This window comes from Allopseudospirillum japonicum, assembly GCF_900108915.1.
In the GTDB taxonomy this organism is placed as follows: Bacteria; Pseudomonadota; Gammaproteobacteria; order Pseudomonadales; family Halomonadaceae; genus Pseudospirillum; species Pseudospirillum japonicum.
In genome coordinates this window covers 130972-147122 of the sequence record NZ_FNYH01000007.1, presented here as the reverse complement: position 1 = coordinate 147122, position 16151 = coordinate 130972, and the positions used below count along the sequence as shown (strand labels likewise).

10 protein-coding genes are annotated in these 16151 nt (G+C 47.8%); 7 read left to right on the top strand and 3 right to left on the bottom strand.

Translation table 11 applies throughout. The features are described 5' to 3' along the window. Window positions 1–7: 7 nt before the first annotated feature. Entirely contained in the window at window positions 8–748 is a 741-nt protein-coding gene (locus BMX05_RS08130) for a phosphoadenylyl-sulfate reductase (protein ID WP_093309942.1), read from the bottom strand. A 108-nt stretch (window positions 749–856) separates the two neighbouring features. Then, window positions 857–1186 carry a YqcC family protein gene (locus BMX05_RS08125; protein ID WP_093309937.1) on the bottom strand — a complete coding sequence of 110 codons (330 nt, stop codon included), beginning with the start codon at window positions 1184–1186 and terminating at the stop codon, window positions 857–859. Window positions 1187–1408: 222 nt separating this feature from the next. Here BMX05_RS08125 and BMX05_RS08120 point away from each other — a divergent pair, with 222 nt between their 5' ends. The 5 genes from BMX05_RS08120 (at window position 1409) to prpF (ending at window position 8475) form a co-directional block, all read left to right on the top strand. Continuing rightward, window positions 1409–2149 carry a GntR family transcriptional regulator gene (locus BMX05_RS08120; protein WP_093309934.1) on the top strand — a complete coding sequence of 247 codons (741 nt, stop codon included), beginning with the start codon at window positions 1409–1411 and terminating at the stop codon, window positions 2147–2149. A gap of 70 nt (window positions 2150–2219) precedes the next feature. Then, complete coding sequence (prpB, locus tag BMX05_RS08115; RefSeq protein WP_093309929.1) at window positions 2220–3113, top strand: methylisocitrate lyase; 894 nt, start codon at window positions 2220–2222, stop codon at window positions 3111–3113. Window positions 3114–3286: 173 nt separating this feature from the next. After that, window positions 3287–4417, top strand: a complete 1131-nt coding sequence (gene prpC, locus BMX05_RS08110; protein WP_093309924.1) for a bifunctional 2-methylcitrate synthase/citrate synthase — start codon at window positions 3287–3289, stop codon at window positions 4415–4417. Window positions 4418–4599: 182 nt separating this feature from the next. Further along, window positions 4600–7209, top strand: a complete 2610-nt coding sequence (gene acnD / locus BMX05_RS08105; RefSeq protein ID WP_093309920.1) for a Fe/S-dependent 2-methylisocitrate dehydratase AcnD — start codon at window positions 4600–4602, stop codon at window positions 7207–7209. An 84-nt stretch (window positions 7210–7293) separates the two neighbouring features. Further along, the gene (gene prpF / locus BMX05_RS08100) at window positions 7294–8475 is read left to right on the top strand and encodes a 2-methylaconitate cis-trans isomerase PrpF (RefSeq protein WP_093309918.1); all 1182 of its coding nucleotides are present in this window, start codon (window positions 7294–7296) and stop codon (window positions 8473–8475) included. Between the two features lie 92 nt (window positions 8476–8567). Here prpF and BMX05_RS08095 read toward each other — a convergent pair whose 3' ends face one another. Beyond that, window positions 8568–11429, bottom strand: coding sequence for a DUF1266 domain-containing protein (locus BMX05_RS08095; protein ID WP_177166845.1), 2862 nt, complete (start codon window positions 11427–11429; stop codon window positions 8568–8570). Between the two features lie 451 nt (window positions 11430–11880). On the opposite strand from BMX05_RS08095, the gene BMX05_RS08090 reads away from it, so the two are divergent. Together BMX05_RS08090 and truA are read left to right on the top strand one after the other, a co-directional pair. Continuing rightward, window positions 11881–15114, top strand: a complete 3234-nt coding sequence (locus BMX05_RS08090; RefSeq protein WP_093309910.1) for a FimV/HubP family polar landmark protein — start codon at window positions 11881–11883, stop codon at window positions 15112–15114. Between the two features lie 103 nt (window positions 15115–15217). Then, entirely contained in the window at window positions 15218–16147 is a 930-nt protein-coding gene (gene truA / locus BMX05_RS08085) for a tRNA pseudouridine(38-40) synthase TruA (protein WP_093309906.1), read from the top strand. Window positions 16148–16151: the final 4 nt, after the last annotated feature.

The window sequence follows — 16151 nt, the reverse complement described above, 5'->3', positions numbered from 1 at the left end:
ATCAAGGTTAGGTGCTAGGTTGAATGTTCGTGGCGTGTAAACCGCATTCTTTATGTTCGGCATTTTCCCACCACCAACGACCTTCGCGTTCGTGTTGATTCGGTAAGACAGCCCGTGTGCAAGGCTCACAACCAATACTTATCATACCTTGTTGATGCAAAGGGTTATAGGGAACATCAAACATGCGTATGTATTCCCAGACTCGTGATGAAGACCAAGTGGCTAACGGATTAAATTTCACCAAGGCATGTGTGGGCGTGGCAAAAGCCTGATCTAACTCCACTGTGGCCACTTGTTGGCGTGTTCCTGGGCTTTGATCACGTCTTTGTCCTGTGATCCATGCATCGACTTGGGCGAGCTGGCGCTTGAGCGGTTCTACCTTGCGAATGGCACAGCATTCTTGGTGACCATCTTGGTAAAAGCTAAATAGCCCCTTTTGACGCACCAAATCCTGTACCGCCTCGGTTTGCGGTGCCAGCAAATGTAAGTCGATTTGGTAATGCTGGCGCACCTGCTCTAAATAACGGTAAGTTTCTGGATGCAAGCGTCCGGTATCTAGGCTGAAAAAATGAAATTTCTCACGAAAATCAGGTAATTTACTGGCAAATTCAATTAAAAGCACATCTTCAGCACCACTAAAAGAAATGGCTACCTTGTCAAACTGGCTCGCCGCTAGCGCGAGAATTTCTTTTGGGGACGCCGTTTCTTGTTCCAGTGCCCATTGATTGATTTGGTCTTGCGTTGGCATACAGGGAGTTCCTTTAGCTTTTATTTAAGGAAAATCAGGCCCTCATCATAGGGGAAATACACGTTAGCAAAGCCGAGTATTTGGTGCTAATAACCTCTGCTTCTAGGATTAGTCAGCAAAACACGCATCAATTTTTGCCAGTACAGACATCAAAGGAGCGAGTGCATCGGCTCTTTGCTGTGCATCCCAAGTCATTTCTGCAATCGGTATCAGGGTGCATTTTTCTGGTAAAGGTGCTTGTGCATCAATTAGCGCCTGCATTCTGGGAATGAAAACATAGGCTAACCATTGCTGTAAGTACATGGTATCAATACAAAAAGGTTGCTCACTTTGAAAAGCTTGCGCCTCAGGCGCACTGAGATCTAAAGGTGCGTGTGCTAGCGTTTGCTTGAGCTGTTGTAACAAACTCGCTATCTGCGCATGGGTGCAGGTTGACATAAAAAATCCTATCTTCAGGCAAGGCAAAACCAGTAAAAACACTGTATTTTAACGCATCCTTGTAGCCAAAGTGCTATTTTGAGCACTTGCTTTGGTGATTTATGAAGCCAAAACAAGACCATTTTGTTTACATTGTAGACAATTAGACTTTTGTTGAGCTTGACCCCAAGCATATAGCACACTACATTTCTCTATCAATACAAGATTGTTGACAATATTGCCATGTCCCAAACTTCTGTACACCAACTTGATGAAGGACCTACCCGCACACTCGCAGACCGCGTGTTTGAGCAAATTCAAACTGCGATTGTGAAAGGGGAGATTCCACCTGGCAGCAAAATTACTGAGCCAGGTCTAGCCAAGGCTTATGGGATTTCACGTGGCCCTTTACGTGAAGCCATTCGGCGTTTGGAAGGCCGACGTCTTGTGCATCGCATCCCGCATGTCGGCGCGCGTGTGGTGTCCTTATCTGTGACCGAGTTGCTTGAGCTGTATGATGTACGTGAATGTATGGAAGGCATGGCGTGCCGCTTGGCCGCACGTCATATGCAAACGCAAGAAATCCAAGGACTACGTCAACTGTTACAAGACCATGAAGCTCAAGCTGAATTACAGCAAGGGCGGGCATATTATCAAGCCGAGGGAGATTTAGATTTCCATTATCGGATTGTTTTAGGCAGTCACAATACCAAATTAACCGAATTGTTATGTGGCGAGCTGTATCATCTAGTGCGTATGTACCGTTATCAACTCAGCACTTCCAGTGATCGCCCTAAGCAAGCGTTTGTTGAACATCATCGTATTGTGGATGCGATTGAACAAAGGGATGAAGAGCTCGCAGAAATGCTTATGCGTCGTCATATTAGTGCCTCTAGGCGCAATGTAGAACAACGCATCGCCCATACTCAAGGTGAACCCTTTAAACAAGTTTCTGTTAAATCAGCACAAGCGCTTAACCCCTAGTCGCTTTAGTGCATATTCATCAGGCAGGCAATGTCCCTGCTTGGACCCAGCCGAGGAGAAGGATAAGAATATGAGCCAAAAACTCACCGCTGGCGGACGCTTCCGCAAGGCCTTAGCCGAAAACAACCCACTGCAAATTGTTGGTACCATCAATGCTTATCATGCCATGATGGCAACACGCGTTGGTCACCAAGCGATTTATCTTTCTGGTGGTGGCGTGGCCAATGCCTCTTACGGTCTGCCTGATTTGGGCATGACCAGCATGAATGATGTACTTGAAGATGTACGTCGTATTTCAAGCGCAGTAGAAACGCCTTTATTAGTTGACATTGATACAGGTTGGGGCGGTGCGTTCAATATTTCACGTACCGTGAAAGAAATGATCAAAGCCGGTGCCGCTGCGGTGCATATCGAAGATCAGGTTGCGCAAAAACGCTGTGGCCACCGTCCAAACAAAGAAATCGTTTCTCAAGAAGAAATGGTGGACCGTGTAAAAGCTGCTGTCGATGCGAAAACCGATGATGATTTCTTTATCATTGCCCGTACAGATGCTTTCCAAAAAGATGGTTTGGAAGCAGCCGTTGAGCGCGCCAAAGCTTGTTTGGATGCGGGTGCCGATGGCATTTTTGCTGAAGCGGTACACACACTAGAAGATTATCAAGCTTTTGCTAAAGGCATTGGTGGCGCACATTTGCTTGCCAATATTACTGAGTTTGGTGCTACGCCTTTATTTAATAAAGCGGAACTTGCGGAAAACGGCGCAACCATGGTGCTGTATCCTTTATCCGCTTTCCGTGCGGCGAACAAGGCAGCATTGAATGTTTTTGAAGCCTTATTAAACGATGGCGACCAAAAAGCTGTCGTCGATACCATGCAAACCCGTATGGAACTCTATGATTTCTTAAACTATCACGACTTCGAACAAAAGCTCGACCAATTGTTTGCACAAGGTAAAAACAAGTAACTTGTGTGTCCCTTGACGCTTGCGTCAAGGGCAGTTTACAGGCTTAATGCTGAAGGCCTACACTTTGACGCAGTGATTTCAAAAGTGTTTGGCATGTTTCAGCATTAAATCTTTCGCATTAAATAATAAGACCTTAGGTGAGCACGCCTCCCTACTTCAAAGGAGTTTAATCCATGGCAGAAGCGAAACAACTCGGTGGTGCAGGTTTACGTGGCCAATCAGCAGGTTCAACCGCCTTATGTACAGTGGGTAAAACAGGTGCTGGCCTGACATATCGTGGTTACGATATTAAAGAATTAGCCGACAAAGCCCAATTTGAGGAAGTTTCTTACCTGCTTGTTTACGGTAAATTACCGAACCAAGCCGAGTTAGATGCGTACAAAACCAAGCTTAAAGGCTTGCGTGGCTTACCCCAGGCATTAAAAGAAGTGCTTGAGCGTATCCCAGCGGATGCGCATCCTATGGATGTGATGCGTACAGGTTGCTCTATGTTAGGTAACTTGGAAACTGAACAAGATTTCAGTGAGCAAACCGATCACATCGACCGTATGTTGGCGGTCTTCCCTTCGATCATCAACTACTGGTACAACTTTAGCCACAAAGGCGTTCGCGTCAATGTGGAAACAGAAGCTGATTCGATTGCAGAACATTTCCTATGGACCTTGCATGACAAACAGCCAGATCCTTTACACGTTAAAGTCATGCATGCATCTTTGATTCTGTATGCAGAGCACGAGTTTAACGCCTCGACCTTTACCGCACGGGTTTGCGCTTCAACCTTATCAGATATCCACAGTTGTGTGACTGGGGCAATCGGCTCTCTCCGTGGTCCTTTGCACGGTGGTGCAAACGAGGCGGCAATGGATATGATTGAGCAGTGGAAATCTGCTGATGAAGCCGAAGAAGCCATTATGGGGATGCTTGCGCGTAAAGATAAAATCATGGGCTTTGGCCATGCTATCTACCGTGATTCTGATCCGCGTAATGCCATTATTAAAGAATGGTCACAAAAACTTGCTGAGCAAGTCGGAGACACAGTTTTATATCCGGTCTCTGAGCGTGTTGAAGCTGTCATGTGGCGCGAGAAGAAGCTTTTCTGTAATGCAGATTTCTTCCACGCTTCTGCGTATCACTTTATGGGGATTCCAACCAAGTTATTTACCCCAATTTTCGTCTGTTCACGCGTTGCTGGCTGGACGGCCCACGTGATGGAACAACGTGCAAACAACCGTATTATTCGCCCTTCTGCTGACTACACAGGTCCAGAATCTGCACAATGGGTTGCGATCGAAGATCGTGCCTAAATGTGGCTCGCTTCCTCCGGATGGTCCTTATGACAATCAGGGGGAAGCCCCTTCCCTTTTTTTAGGGAGATGGCAGTAACCAACTGCCATCATCAGCAGCAAACCGACATAAATGCGAAATGCGCAAGAAAATCCCTAAACCGCTTTGACCTAATTTCCGTGAATTGATGGATACTCAACCGATGAACACTCAATACCGCAAATCTTTGCCTGGCACAGATTTAGACTATTTTGATACCCGTGCAGCCGTCGATGCGATCCAGCCTAATGCTTATGCTGGCTTACCTTACACCTCACGGATTTTAGCAGAACAGTTAGTCCGCCGTTGCGAACCAGAACAGCTCACCGATGCATTAAAGCAGCTGATCGAACGTAAGCGTGATCTTGATTTTCCTTGGTATCCAGCACGTGTCGTGTGCCATGATATTTTAGGTCAAACGGCCCTTGTCGATTTAGCCGGTTTGCGTGATGCGATTGCAGATAAAGGCGGTGATCCTGCACAAGTCAACCCAGTGGTCCCTACACAGTTAATCGTTGACCACTCTCTAGCCGTTGAAGCGGCAGGGTTTGACCCAGATGCATTTGCAAAAAACCGTGCCATTGAAGACCGTCGTAACGAAGACCGTTTCCATTTTATTGAGTGGACCAAAACCGCTTTTAAAAATGTCGATGTGATTCCTGCGGGTAACGGCATTATGCACCAAATCAACTTGGAGAAAATGTCTCCTGTGGTGCAAGTGCGCGATGGTGTTGCCTTCCCTGATACCTGCGTAGGGACAGACTCACATACCCCGCATGTGGATGCTCTAGGTGTTATTTCTGTGGGCGTCGGTGGTTTAGAAGCAGAAACTGTGATGCTAGGCCATCCATCTATGATGCGCCTCCCAGATATTATTGGGGTGAAACTCACAGGCAAGCGTCAACCTGGCATTACAGCCACGGATATTGTCTTGGCGTTAACTGAGTTTTTACGTCAACAACGTGTCGTTGGCGCTTATGTTGAGTTCTTTGGTGAAGGGGCCTCCAGCCTGTCCATTGGTGACCGTGCCACCATCTCTAACATGACCCCAGAATTTGGCGCTACGGCAGCCATGTTCTATATCGATGAACAAACCATTGATTATTTAAAACTGACAGGTCGTGAGCCTGAGCAAGTTGCTCTCGTTGAGCAGTATGCGAAAGAAACTGGCTTATGGGCCAATGCATTAGAAACCGCAGAATATGAGCGCGTGCTTGAGTTTGATCTGTCGACGGTTGTACGCAACATGGCAGGCCCTTCTAACCCGCACCGTCGTTTGCCTACTACTGCCTTGGCCGAACGTGGCATTGCTGATACAGCGAAATTGGCTGAAGCTAAACAGCAAGAAGCGCAAGGTTTAATGCCTGATGGCGCAGTGATTATTGCCGCGATTACCTCTTGTACTAACACTTCCAACCCACGTAACGTGGTTGCCGCTGGTTTGTTGGCGAAAAAGGCCAACGAGCTAGGCTTGATTCGTAAACCTTGGGTGAAATCTTCTTTCGCGCCAGGTTCTAAAGTGGCCAGATTGTATCTAGAAGAAGCCGGTTTGCTCTCTGAGCTAGAAAAATTAGGCTTTGGTATCGTGGCTTACGCTTGTACGACCTGTAACGGGATGTCCGGCGCGCTAGACCCGAAAATCCAGCAAGAAATTATCGATCGTGATTTATACGCCACTGCGGTGCTCTCTGGTAACCGTAACTTTGATGGCCGTATTCACCCTTATGCCAAGCAAGCTTTCCTTGCTTCTCCGCCTTTGGTAGTCGCCTATGCTTTGGCAGGTACCGTACGTTTTGATATTGAAAACGATGTCCTTGCCGTCGTTGATGGCCAAGAAATCACCCTGAAAGATTTGTGGCCTTCGGACGAAGAGATCGACGCGATTGTTGCCGCTTGCGTTAAGCCTGAACAGTTCAAACAGATTTATATCCCTATGTTTGATCTCGGCGAGAAAGAAGAAGCGCCAAGCCCGCTTTATGACTGGCGTCCTATGTCGACTTACATTCGTCGTCCGCCTTATTGGGAAGGGGCTTTGGCCAATGAGCGTACCCTGAAAGGCATGCGTCCGTTAGCTATCTTGCCAGATAACATCACCACAGATCACTTATCACCTTCTAATGCCATCATGATGGATAGTGCTGCAGGTGAGTATTTGCACAAAATGGGTCTGCCAGAAGAAGACTTTAACTCTTACGCAACTCACCGTGGTGATCACCTCACAGCACAACGTGCGACCTTGGCGAATCCAAAACTGTTAAACGAAATGTGCCGTGATGCGCAAGGCAATGTCATTCAAGGCTCACTTGCACGTGTTGAGCCAGAAGGCCAGCAAATGCGCATGTGGGAAGCCATTGAAACCTATATGAACCGTGGTCAAAACCTGATTGTGGTTGCAGGTGCAGATTATGGGCAAGGCTCCTCACGCGATTGGGCTGCAAAAGGTGTCCGCCTTGCAGGGGTTGAAGTCATTGTGGCAGAAGGTTTTGAGCGCATTCACCGTACTAACCTGATTGGTATGGGTGTCTTGCCTGTTGAGTTTAAGCCGGGGACAACCCGTTTAACTCTCGCCCTTGATGGTACAGAAACCTATGATATCCAAGGGGATTTGGCACCACGCGGTGATTTAACTCTGGTGGTACATCGTGCGAATGGGGAAACCCTAGAAGTGCCTGTCACTTGCCGTCTCGATACAGCGGCAGAAGTCACTGTGTACCAAGCCGGTGGCGTTTTGCAGAAATTTGCGCAAGACTTTTTAGAGTCCAGCGAAGCCTAAGCCACTTGCATTAAGGGGAAAGTCTCTACTTTCCCCCTATCGTGCTGATTGCATCACAACAGATTAAATACACAAGGTTTTTTTATGGCACACCCAGCACAAATTAAAGTTCCTGCAACTTATATGCGTGGCGGCACCAGCAAAGGCGTTTTTTTCCGCTTACAAGATTTACCTGAAGCGGCACAAGTCCCGGGCGCTGCGCGTGATCAACTGTTACTGAGGGTCATTGGTAGCCCTGATCCTTATGGTCAGCAAATTGATGGCATGGGCGGCGCCACGTCCAGTACCTCAAAAACTGTGATTCTCGCCAAAAGCACCCAGCCAGATCACGATGTTGATTATCTCTTTGGTCAGGTTGCCATTAACAAGGCTTTTGTGGATTGGTCAGGAAACTGCGGTAACTTGACCGCGGCGGTTGGCGCGTTCGCTATTGCTGGTGGTCTAGTCGATGCAGATCGTATTCCCGAAAATGGCATTTGTACGGTACGTATTTGGCAAAAAAATATCCAAAAAACCATTATTGCGCATGTGCCTATCACCCAAGGTGAAGTACAAGAAACAGGCGACTTTGAGTTAGATGGTGTCACTTTCCCCGCAGCAGAAGTCGTGATTGAGTTTATGGACCCTGCTGATGGTGAAGGCTCCATGTTCCCAACTGGGAATTTAATCGATGATTTAGAAGTACCTGGTATTGGGACTTTTAAAGCCACCATGATTAATGCCGGTATCCCGACTATCTTCCTCAATGCGCAAGAGATAGGTTACCAAGGCACAGAGCTACAAAAAGATATTAATTCAGATACACAAGCCCTAGAACGCTTTGAGACCATTCGTGCTTATGGCGCGGTAAAAATGGGGTTAATTCAAGATATTGCTGAAGCCGCCGCACGTCAGCATACGCCAAAAGTCGCCTTTGTTGCCCCTGCAACCGATTATGTTGCTTCCAGCGGTAAGACCATTGCAGCAACGGATATTGATATTTGTGTCCGTGCGCTTTCCATGGGCAAATTGCACCATGCCATGATGGGCACCGCATCTGTGGCAATTGCCACCGCCGCCGCCGTTCCTGGCACCCTAGTCAACTTAGCCGCGGGTGGTGGTGCACGTGAGGGAGTGACTTTTGGCCACCCCTCAGGCACTTTACGCGTTGGTGCTGCTGCTGAACAACAAGCCAATGGCGAGTGGACTGCGAAAAAAGCTGTGATGAGCCGTAGTGCTCGGGTTTTGATGGAAGGCCAAGTACGGGTACCAGCAGACACTTTCTAAGTTTGCCAAGATCCCACTGTTAAAAATAAGTTTGCCATGCTCCAGCACAAGGGGTGAGTGAGATACTCACCCTTTTGTGTTTCTTTGCCCTGTTAATGTAACAAACGGCTAGGGCTGGTGTGCAAAATGGATGCCGAAGGGAAAGCTTGATGCCCTACCCAAGGCAATGTGAGCCAAACGCCATATAAAGGCGGCAAACCGATTAATAAAGTCAAAATACGACGCGAGAAATGCTCCAATTGTTGATGATGCTCATCAGGATCACTCGCAAAAAAGTAAAAGCCCGCTAGCAAGGCCTCAGCATATTCCACCCAACCTGCATATTGCTGCCCTGCAAGTTGACAGGCGGTGTCTAGCCAATGCTCCAATTGCATATGGGTTAACCAGCCAATTTGATATCCCGCAATTGCCAAGTCGACCATTTGCGCAACATCCCAAGCCGTTAGGTCTAAATCATTAATGCCTAAGGCGTTATGCTGCACCATACGCAAACGCTGCTGATGGACTTTATCTTCCATACTTAATTGAGTTTGCTGCTCAAAATGCTCCAATTCCATCTGCAAACGGGTTGCATTGAGTGTAAAAGGCGCATAATTCACAATAAAATCTTGGCGGTCACCTGCATCGCGCAAAAAACCTAAAAAATGGTTTAATTCTTGCGCATCATGTAATAGATAGCTTTCACTTAACCATTGATGTACATCTTGATTACGGACATTTTGGCCGACTTGCGGCCATTGCCATTGTGGCCCTGTCAGAGGGGCACACAAGTTAAGGCGTGCTAGCTCATGCGTGTTTAAATGTGCCCACGCTGGTGTGGTCTGTTGCTGTTGCGGTGGCTGAGACCAAGGTAACCAGTGGAATAAACTGCCTACATCTTGTAGATGCCAAGTCAGTTCGCGAATCAAAGGATGTTCATCGTCTTGACCTAAGACTTGTTCCCAAGCAAGCCAAGCGGTTAGTAGTTCTTGTGCATTTTGGTACTTGCCATGCAAATAATCTTGGGTTTGCTGTAATAAGGCCACCAAAGCTTCCGCGGTGAAAGTTTGGCTTTCCCAAGCTTTCAGCAAATAAAAACTGTATTTTTCTGCCAGATAAATCCCTGAAGTTTGTGTTTTTAGCTGACTAAGTGCCTTTTGTGTTTGTTGCCATAACGCCAGATGCTCATCACTAGGGCGCAGATTATCCGGTAAACGTGGAAAGCTTGCCGACATTTGGGTTAACTGATCTAAATGCTCAACCTGTGCATGCACCCAAAAGCGTGTTAGCAAAGGCAGATGTGCTTGCGTCATTGGCAAATGGGTCTGTTCGACATTGAGATGCAAGACCTCTTGCAAGTAACTACGCCCCTCTTGAATACGCTGTTTAGAAATAGGCAATTGCGTTTTTTCTAGGCCTTGCAAAGGTAAATGCACCAGTAAAGCATCATCGCGTAAAGAAGCGACCAAAGTGGGTAAAATCCCAGAATTTGCCAAGCCTGCACTAAAATCAGCAAGCGCTTGATCCACTTCCGCTTGCATCTTTGCAGGATAGGGCCAAGTTAAGGCAAAAGGGTTCCAAGGCCAAGTGCTTAATTGATCCCAACTGCGTGCATAAAGCGTGTGCGCTGCGGTTAAATCCTGTTGTGCCCACAAGCTACGACCACGTAAATAAGCCGCTCGCATGCTCGGCCAATCTGCATAGGTCTGCGCCAGTAGGTGAACACTGGTCAAAGCAAAGGTACGATAGGTCGTCCGATCAAACCAACCCGCCATATAGGCTGCCAAGGCAATATCTGCCATGCGTATCCAATCCCAAGCGGCAACATCTAACGTCTGCTGCTCAGCAAAAGCCAACATTAAATGCGCATAACCTTGATCTGCTTCGCCTTGTTCTTCACACCAGATTTGCTTTTGTTGCGTATCCATCAAGCGGACTTCTTGATGCTCTAATTGCCACAAATACCTGTGGCCTTGTCCAGCCAGCCAATATAAGAGTTGCTTGACTGCATGCGCATCTTTGACTTGCCAATCTTGCACCAGATCATCCAACACACTGGGCCAATAATCCTGTGCCATTTGCTTGGGTTGCTGGAAATCACTCATATAAATTGGATATTCACACGCGCGTACATTGAGTGCGTAACGCTCACCCAAACTTGTATGTACCGGCCAGGGGTAAGCAGGTGCTTTCACTTCTTGCTCCAACATGGACCAAGCAGGCAGTCCAGCGGCTTGACAAGCACCAGTGGCAACTTGCAAGGCTTCAGGGTAGGTATCGGCTTCCAAATTCCATTGTGACTCTTCCAACAGCCAGCCATCAACACGCCAAACATCCGTGATAAAATCTTGTAAATGCTGATAATCCGCGATAATTTGCGAGATAAACAAGGCAAGCCAAGTATAGGCTTGTTGATCATCCCAATATTGCAAGGCATGCAGGACCAGAATCAATTCAAGTGCATTCACCTGATCTGCGGCAGCAGGTAAATAGAGCGCCTCTTCCTCTTGCAGAGGATCAGGTAAACTATCTAAAGCTTGCCAAATATCAAGCTGTTGGCTCCAAGTGAGAATTTCATCTGAGATTTCTACTCCCTGAGCAGCAAGAATTCGTGCCGTACTTAAGCTGCCATCTTCATCAATCAAAGAGTCTAAATCGAGCTTTTGATAAGCTTCTTGTAGCTGCAAGGCGAGTTCCGGCATTTGATGCAAGAGGGCTTCGATTTGCTGATCACTCTCATAAGGAGGCGTAAACTGGCTAATCCAGCGTATAAATTCTAACGCTTGTTGACCAGCCCAAGCATCGGCCAAAAACCAGTGCGCATCGCCTAAGTGCTGAATATGGCGCAAGGCTAACCAAGATGCCAGTTCTTGACGTGCAGCAGCCGAATGCGTTGCATCTTGGATTTGCTGTGACAACCAAGGATCACGAATCTGTACCAGCGCATGACACCAAGAGACTAATGCGTTAGACAAAACAACCTCCGCAGCTAGGGGTGAGGCCATTGCTTAAGCAATAGCTAAAAAACACGAGGGAAAATATCTAGGAAATCAGTATATCGGCTATCAAGCGGGGAACCGAACCTTTTTACTAGGATTTTCTGATCCTGTATTTTGTCGCCCTACTTACTCTTGGCTACCTATGTGCAATAAAACGCAACCTCTCATCCAAGCGGATCTATCCCCGTGACTGAATTTTGCTTATTTTTTCATTCAACCGCATAATTGGCGCTAGCTATCACAAGGCTCATACGGCATATTGCGGCTTTTGCATTGCACAATAGGCTTCCGTGCAGCTTGCTTATCACCTCTATTTTATTAATGGATGGCCGATACCCTAAAGCCTAGATGGTATGACTTTCAGAATTTTGAGTTAACGGATGGATTGACATCCAGTTCAGCAGATAACTAAGCAGGGCTATATTCCATGCAGAGGACACACCACGCCAAGGTTCGTACGCTGGTCGCCGCACTGGCTAGCTTAGGTCTCAGCGCAAGCCCCATGGCGCTGGCTGTTGGTTTGGGCGAGGCACAACTTGAATCTGCCTTAAACCAGCCTTTTAAAGCACGCATTGCGCTTTATGATGTAGACCAACTACAAGACAAAGAGTTATTTATCCGACTTGCCAGTGAGGAAGTTTTTGCTCGTGCTGGGTTGGAACGTCAATTTTTCTTAACTCAGTTAGAGTTTGATATTCAGCGTGCAAGCCCCACAGCCCCAGCTTATGTGGTGGTCAGCAGTGATAACCCGATTCAAGAGCCTTTTTTACAGTTCTTGGTAGAATTACAATGGCCCGAAGGGCGTTTGACGCGTGAGTATACCTTTTTAATCGATCCTCCAGGGTTTACTCCTGAGATACGTCGTGCGGAAAATACCGGTGTAGAAGTCACCACCTTAACGCTTGAGCAAACCGTAGCGGCAGAAGCCCAAGCCATTCAAGATGCTGTGGCACAAAGCGCAACTGAGGTGCCTACAACAACCTCGATGACACGCACTCAGGCTCCACCACCTGCTCAGGATACGCCCAAAGCCGCTGCGTCCAAACCCAAGCGTATTTATATTGGTGCGCAAGATACCCTTTGGAGTATTGCGCGGGTGCATCGGCCAACTGCGGCGATTACCATCAAACAAGCCATGTTAGCGATTCAAAAAGCCAATCCTCAGGCTTTCCCTAATGGCAATATTAATAACATGGTGACAGGCTTTTATTTGGATATTCCAGATGCTGCCAGTATGCGCGCCCTGAGTGTGGCCGAAGCAGAACGTCAGGTATACCAACAAAATCAAGCCTGGGTTGATTTACAAAAAGAACTCCTAGCGCGTCCTAAAAATCAAGCTGCCAGCAACCCAGCGACGCCCCCTGAACCGCAAGCACCTGCATCCAATCCCATGCGTTTATCGCTTTCAGGGGATGATCAAGCAAACAATAACCCGCCGGTTCCTGCAAGCAACCCACAACAGGTACAACGCATCAGCGAGCTGGAGCAGCAGCTTTCATTAAGTAATGAAAATTTAGATCAGGCGCAACGCGAGCGTGACGAATTGGCTTCGCGCCTTGCGTCTTTGCAAGAGCAAATCAGCACTTTGCAACGCATGCTCAAGTTGAAAGATCAGCAACTAGAAAACGTCAACACACAGCTTGAGCAAGCCCAGCAAGCAGCCCCTACACAAGCCGCCCTTACGCCGCCAGCTCAACCACAAGCGGCACCGAGTGAGCCAGTACGCCCACGCGCGCCTGTGACTTATATTCCAGAACCTATCCCTCAGGAAGATCCGCTCGATTTTCTATTCACTAGTTTAGAGGAAGACTTAGAACTTTATGCCGGTGGTGGCGCTGCCATTTTAGCGCTTTTATTAGGTTTAAAAGTTTTACAACGTCGCCGTCAACATGCTGCTGAAGATCAAGAGCAAGAGCATCTTGCGCATCTGGATATCCAGCATAAAAAAGGACAAGAAACCGCTGCAAAAAAGCCGCTCGCTTCAGTAGCTAACCAAGATAAAACAAAGCCTCAAGCAGCTACTGAGGCAGCCCCCGCCTTTGAAGGTTTAAATATCGAAGGCTTAGATAGCTTTGATGCCAATTTAGATGCGCTCGACACTTTAGATGAAGCACCTAGCAAACCTCAGCCGAGCAAAACTGCAGAACAAAACACCGCGCCAGCGCCTTCTCGTGGTTCTCAGCGCGTCCAGCAAGTGCTGAGTGAAGCGGATATGTACATTGCCTACAGCCGCAGTGCGCAAGCCGCTGAATTGCTAGAGCAGGCGCTACAAGAGATGCCAGAGCAAACCAGCTTGCACTTAAAACGCTTAGAAGTTCTGGTGGATTTAGAAGATGAAGCTGGCTTCCAAAAAGCCCAACAAGCCCTCGCACGCTTGGGTGATTCCCAAGCCGATAGCCGAGCACGTCAACTTGCTGATGCTTTAGCAGAACGCTTGGCAGAAAGCCGCGCTAGTGGTCAAGCAGCCCCTGTAGCCACTGCAGCAGCTGGTTTAGCTGCCTTTGGTGCAAGCCAAGCCTTAAGCCAAGAAGTACTCGAAAAAGATCTTTCCAAAATGGAAGAGGACGAAGCCACGCCAGCGCCTCAACCTCCTGTCACAGATTTGGATCAAGATTTGGGGCTAGATGATATGGCCGAGCTTGGCGAGTTGGATTTGGATCTCGGTGAAGCCTTTGCAGATCTGGATAGCCTAGATTTCGATGATGCGCCTGCTACACCAGCGGAAACCGCCTCCTCAACACAGGCACAAGCCCCAGCTAAAAGCGATTTCGATGCCCTAGATGATTTAGATCTAGAAGGTTCGGATGCTTTTGCAGAAACATCCGCTCATCATGAGGAAGAATTACCTTCAACCTCTGGTCTGGAAATGGACTTTGATGCTGAGGTAGAAGATTTCCCACCCCAAAATACCCTTGCCCAACCTAAGGATGCCTTAGATGGCTTGGATTTTGGCGAAGCAGATCCTTTTGATGCAGCAGAAGAGACCAACCTAGATACAGATTTAGGAAATTTAGACTTTGGTGAACTTGATGCTGCTTCTGCCACCCATGTAGAAGACCACCTCAGTGAGGATTTAGGCACTAATCTAGATTTTGATCTTGGAGATGCCGTCCCTGAAACCAAGGAAACAGATCTTGCAGACCCAGACCCTTTCTCTCTGGGTGAGAACTTACAAGAAGAAGCCAATGCGCTCGGGTTAGACTTAGACCTAAGTGATACTAACCTAGACGACACAGCGTTTGATGCAGGTGAGGCCTTACTCGATGAGTTGGATCAACTAGAGGTTGCCGCCCAAGAAAAGCCTCCAGCCAGCCAAGCATCCGAACCTAGCCCCTCGCTTACTGAGACACAAGCACCAACCGGCGCTGGCAACGAAGAAAAACTTCCTGAACTCGATAATCTCGATGAACTCGATGCTTTCGGGCAGGATATGGACCTCAGCGAGTTAGATAATCTTAACCTAGGTGCAGATTTATTGAATTTTGATGCTGCGCCTGAGGAAGATTTAGAATCTCAGTTAGAGCTTGCGCGTGCTTATGCCGACATGGGCGATACTGAGGGGGCGCGTGAAATCCTCACTCTAGTGATGGAAAAAGGCGATGCCAGCTTAGTACAAAACGCACAAGAGGTTCTCGACAAATTGCCAAAAAGCCTCGGCTAGTTCACAGGACCAGGGCAGTGCGCTACAAGCTGCTGCCCTGCCCTATGGCATCTTTGCGATACCAACTCACTTTAGACTAGACACAAGATAGGTAGCCCATCCGATGTCAATTCGGCGTGACGCCTTTTTACCCTTTGATGATCAGCCCCAGCAAGGGCGCTTTGCTTTAAGTATCGAATATTTAGGCAGTGCTTATCATGGATGGCAAACGCAACAAGCCGGTATTGCCAGTGTACAAGATCACTTAGAAGCTGCATTAAGCAAAATTGCGCGTGTGCCGATTCAGGTGACCTGCTCTGGGCGTACAGATACCGGCGTCCATGCCAGTAGCCAAATCGTGCATTTTGATAGCCCTGTGCCTCGCTCTGAAAAAGCTTGGGTCTTTGGTACCAATACAGCTTTACCGGCAGATATTCGCGTGCGTTGGGCCAAGCAAGTCCCCGCAGACTTTCATGCACGTTATTGCGCCATTGCACGTCGTTATCGCTATGTCATTTATAACCACAAGGTGAAACCTGCACTCTTGCATGATCAAATGACTTGGTGGCCTAAGCCTTTAGATGTCGATAAAATGCATCAGGCAGCACAGGCTTTAGTGGGAGAACACGATTTTTCTTCCTTCCGCGCTGCTGGCTGTCAATCGAAAACGCCGTGGCGTAAATTGCATTTTATTCGCGTTTGGCAAGCAGGGGATCTTATTGTGATTGATGTCCAAGCCAATGCTTTCTTACATCATATGATCCGTAATATTGCAGGCGTCTTGCTGAAAATAGGTGTTGATGAAGCGCCTGTCACTTGGACACAAACACTTTTACAAATTCGCGACCGTACTCAAAGTGGTATGACAGCACCACCACATGGTTTGCATTTTGTGGCTTCCCTGTATGCCCCTGAATATGATTTCCCCTGCGAGCCACTCGGCCCGCATTATCTCACTTTGCTCGGCGATCAAGGGATAGATGCACCCTACCCAGCACTTGACCCTAGCTGGCAACGTCCTCAAACCCGTGCTGCAACCTCTGCAGCCTCCTAGAGTC

Coding starts and splice junctions, on each gene's coding strand:
- BMX05_RS08130 (WP_093309942.1), bottom strand. CDS start 748: ATGCCAACGCAAGACCAAATCAATCAATGGGCACTGGAACAAGAAACG.
- BMX05_RS08125 (WP_093309937.1), bottom strand. CDS start 1,186: ATGTCAACCTGCACCCATGCGCAGATAGCGAGTTTGTTACAACAGCTC.
- BMX05_RS08120 (WP_093309934.1), top strand. CDS start 1,409: ATGTCCCAAACTTCTGTACACCAACTTGATGAAGGACCTACCCGCACA.
- prpB (WP_093309929.1), top strand. CDS start 2,220: ATGAGCCAAAAACTCACCGCTGGCGGACGCTTCCGCAAGGCCTTAGCC.
- prpC (WP_093309924.1), top strand. CDS start 3,287: ATGGCAGAAGCGAAACAACTCGGTGGTGCAGGTTTACGTGGCCAATCA.
- acnD (WP_093309920.1), top strand. CDS start 4,600: ATGAACACTCAATACCGCAAATCTTTGCCTGGCACAGATTTAGACTAT.
- prpF (WP_093309918.1), top strand. CDS start 7,294: ATGGCACACCCAGCACAAATTAAAGTTCCTGCAACTTATATGCGTGGC.
- BMX05_RS08090 (WP_093309910.1), top strand. CDS start 11,881: ATGCAGAGGACACACCACGCCAAGGTTCGTACGCTGGTCGCCGCACTG.
- truA (WP_093309906.1), top strand. CDS start 15,218: ATGTCAATTCGGCGTGACGCCTTTTTACCCTTTGATGATCAGCCCCAG.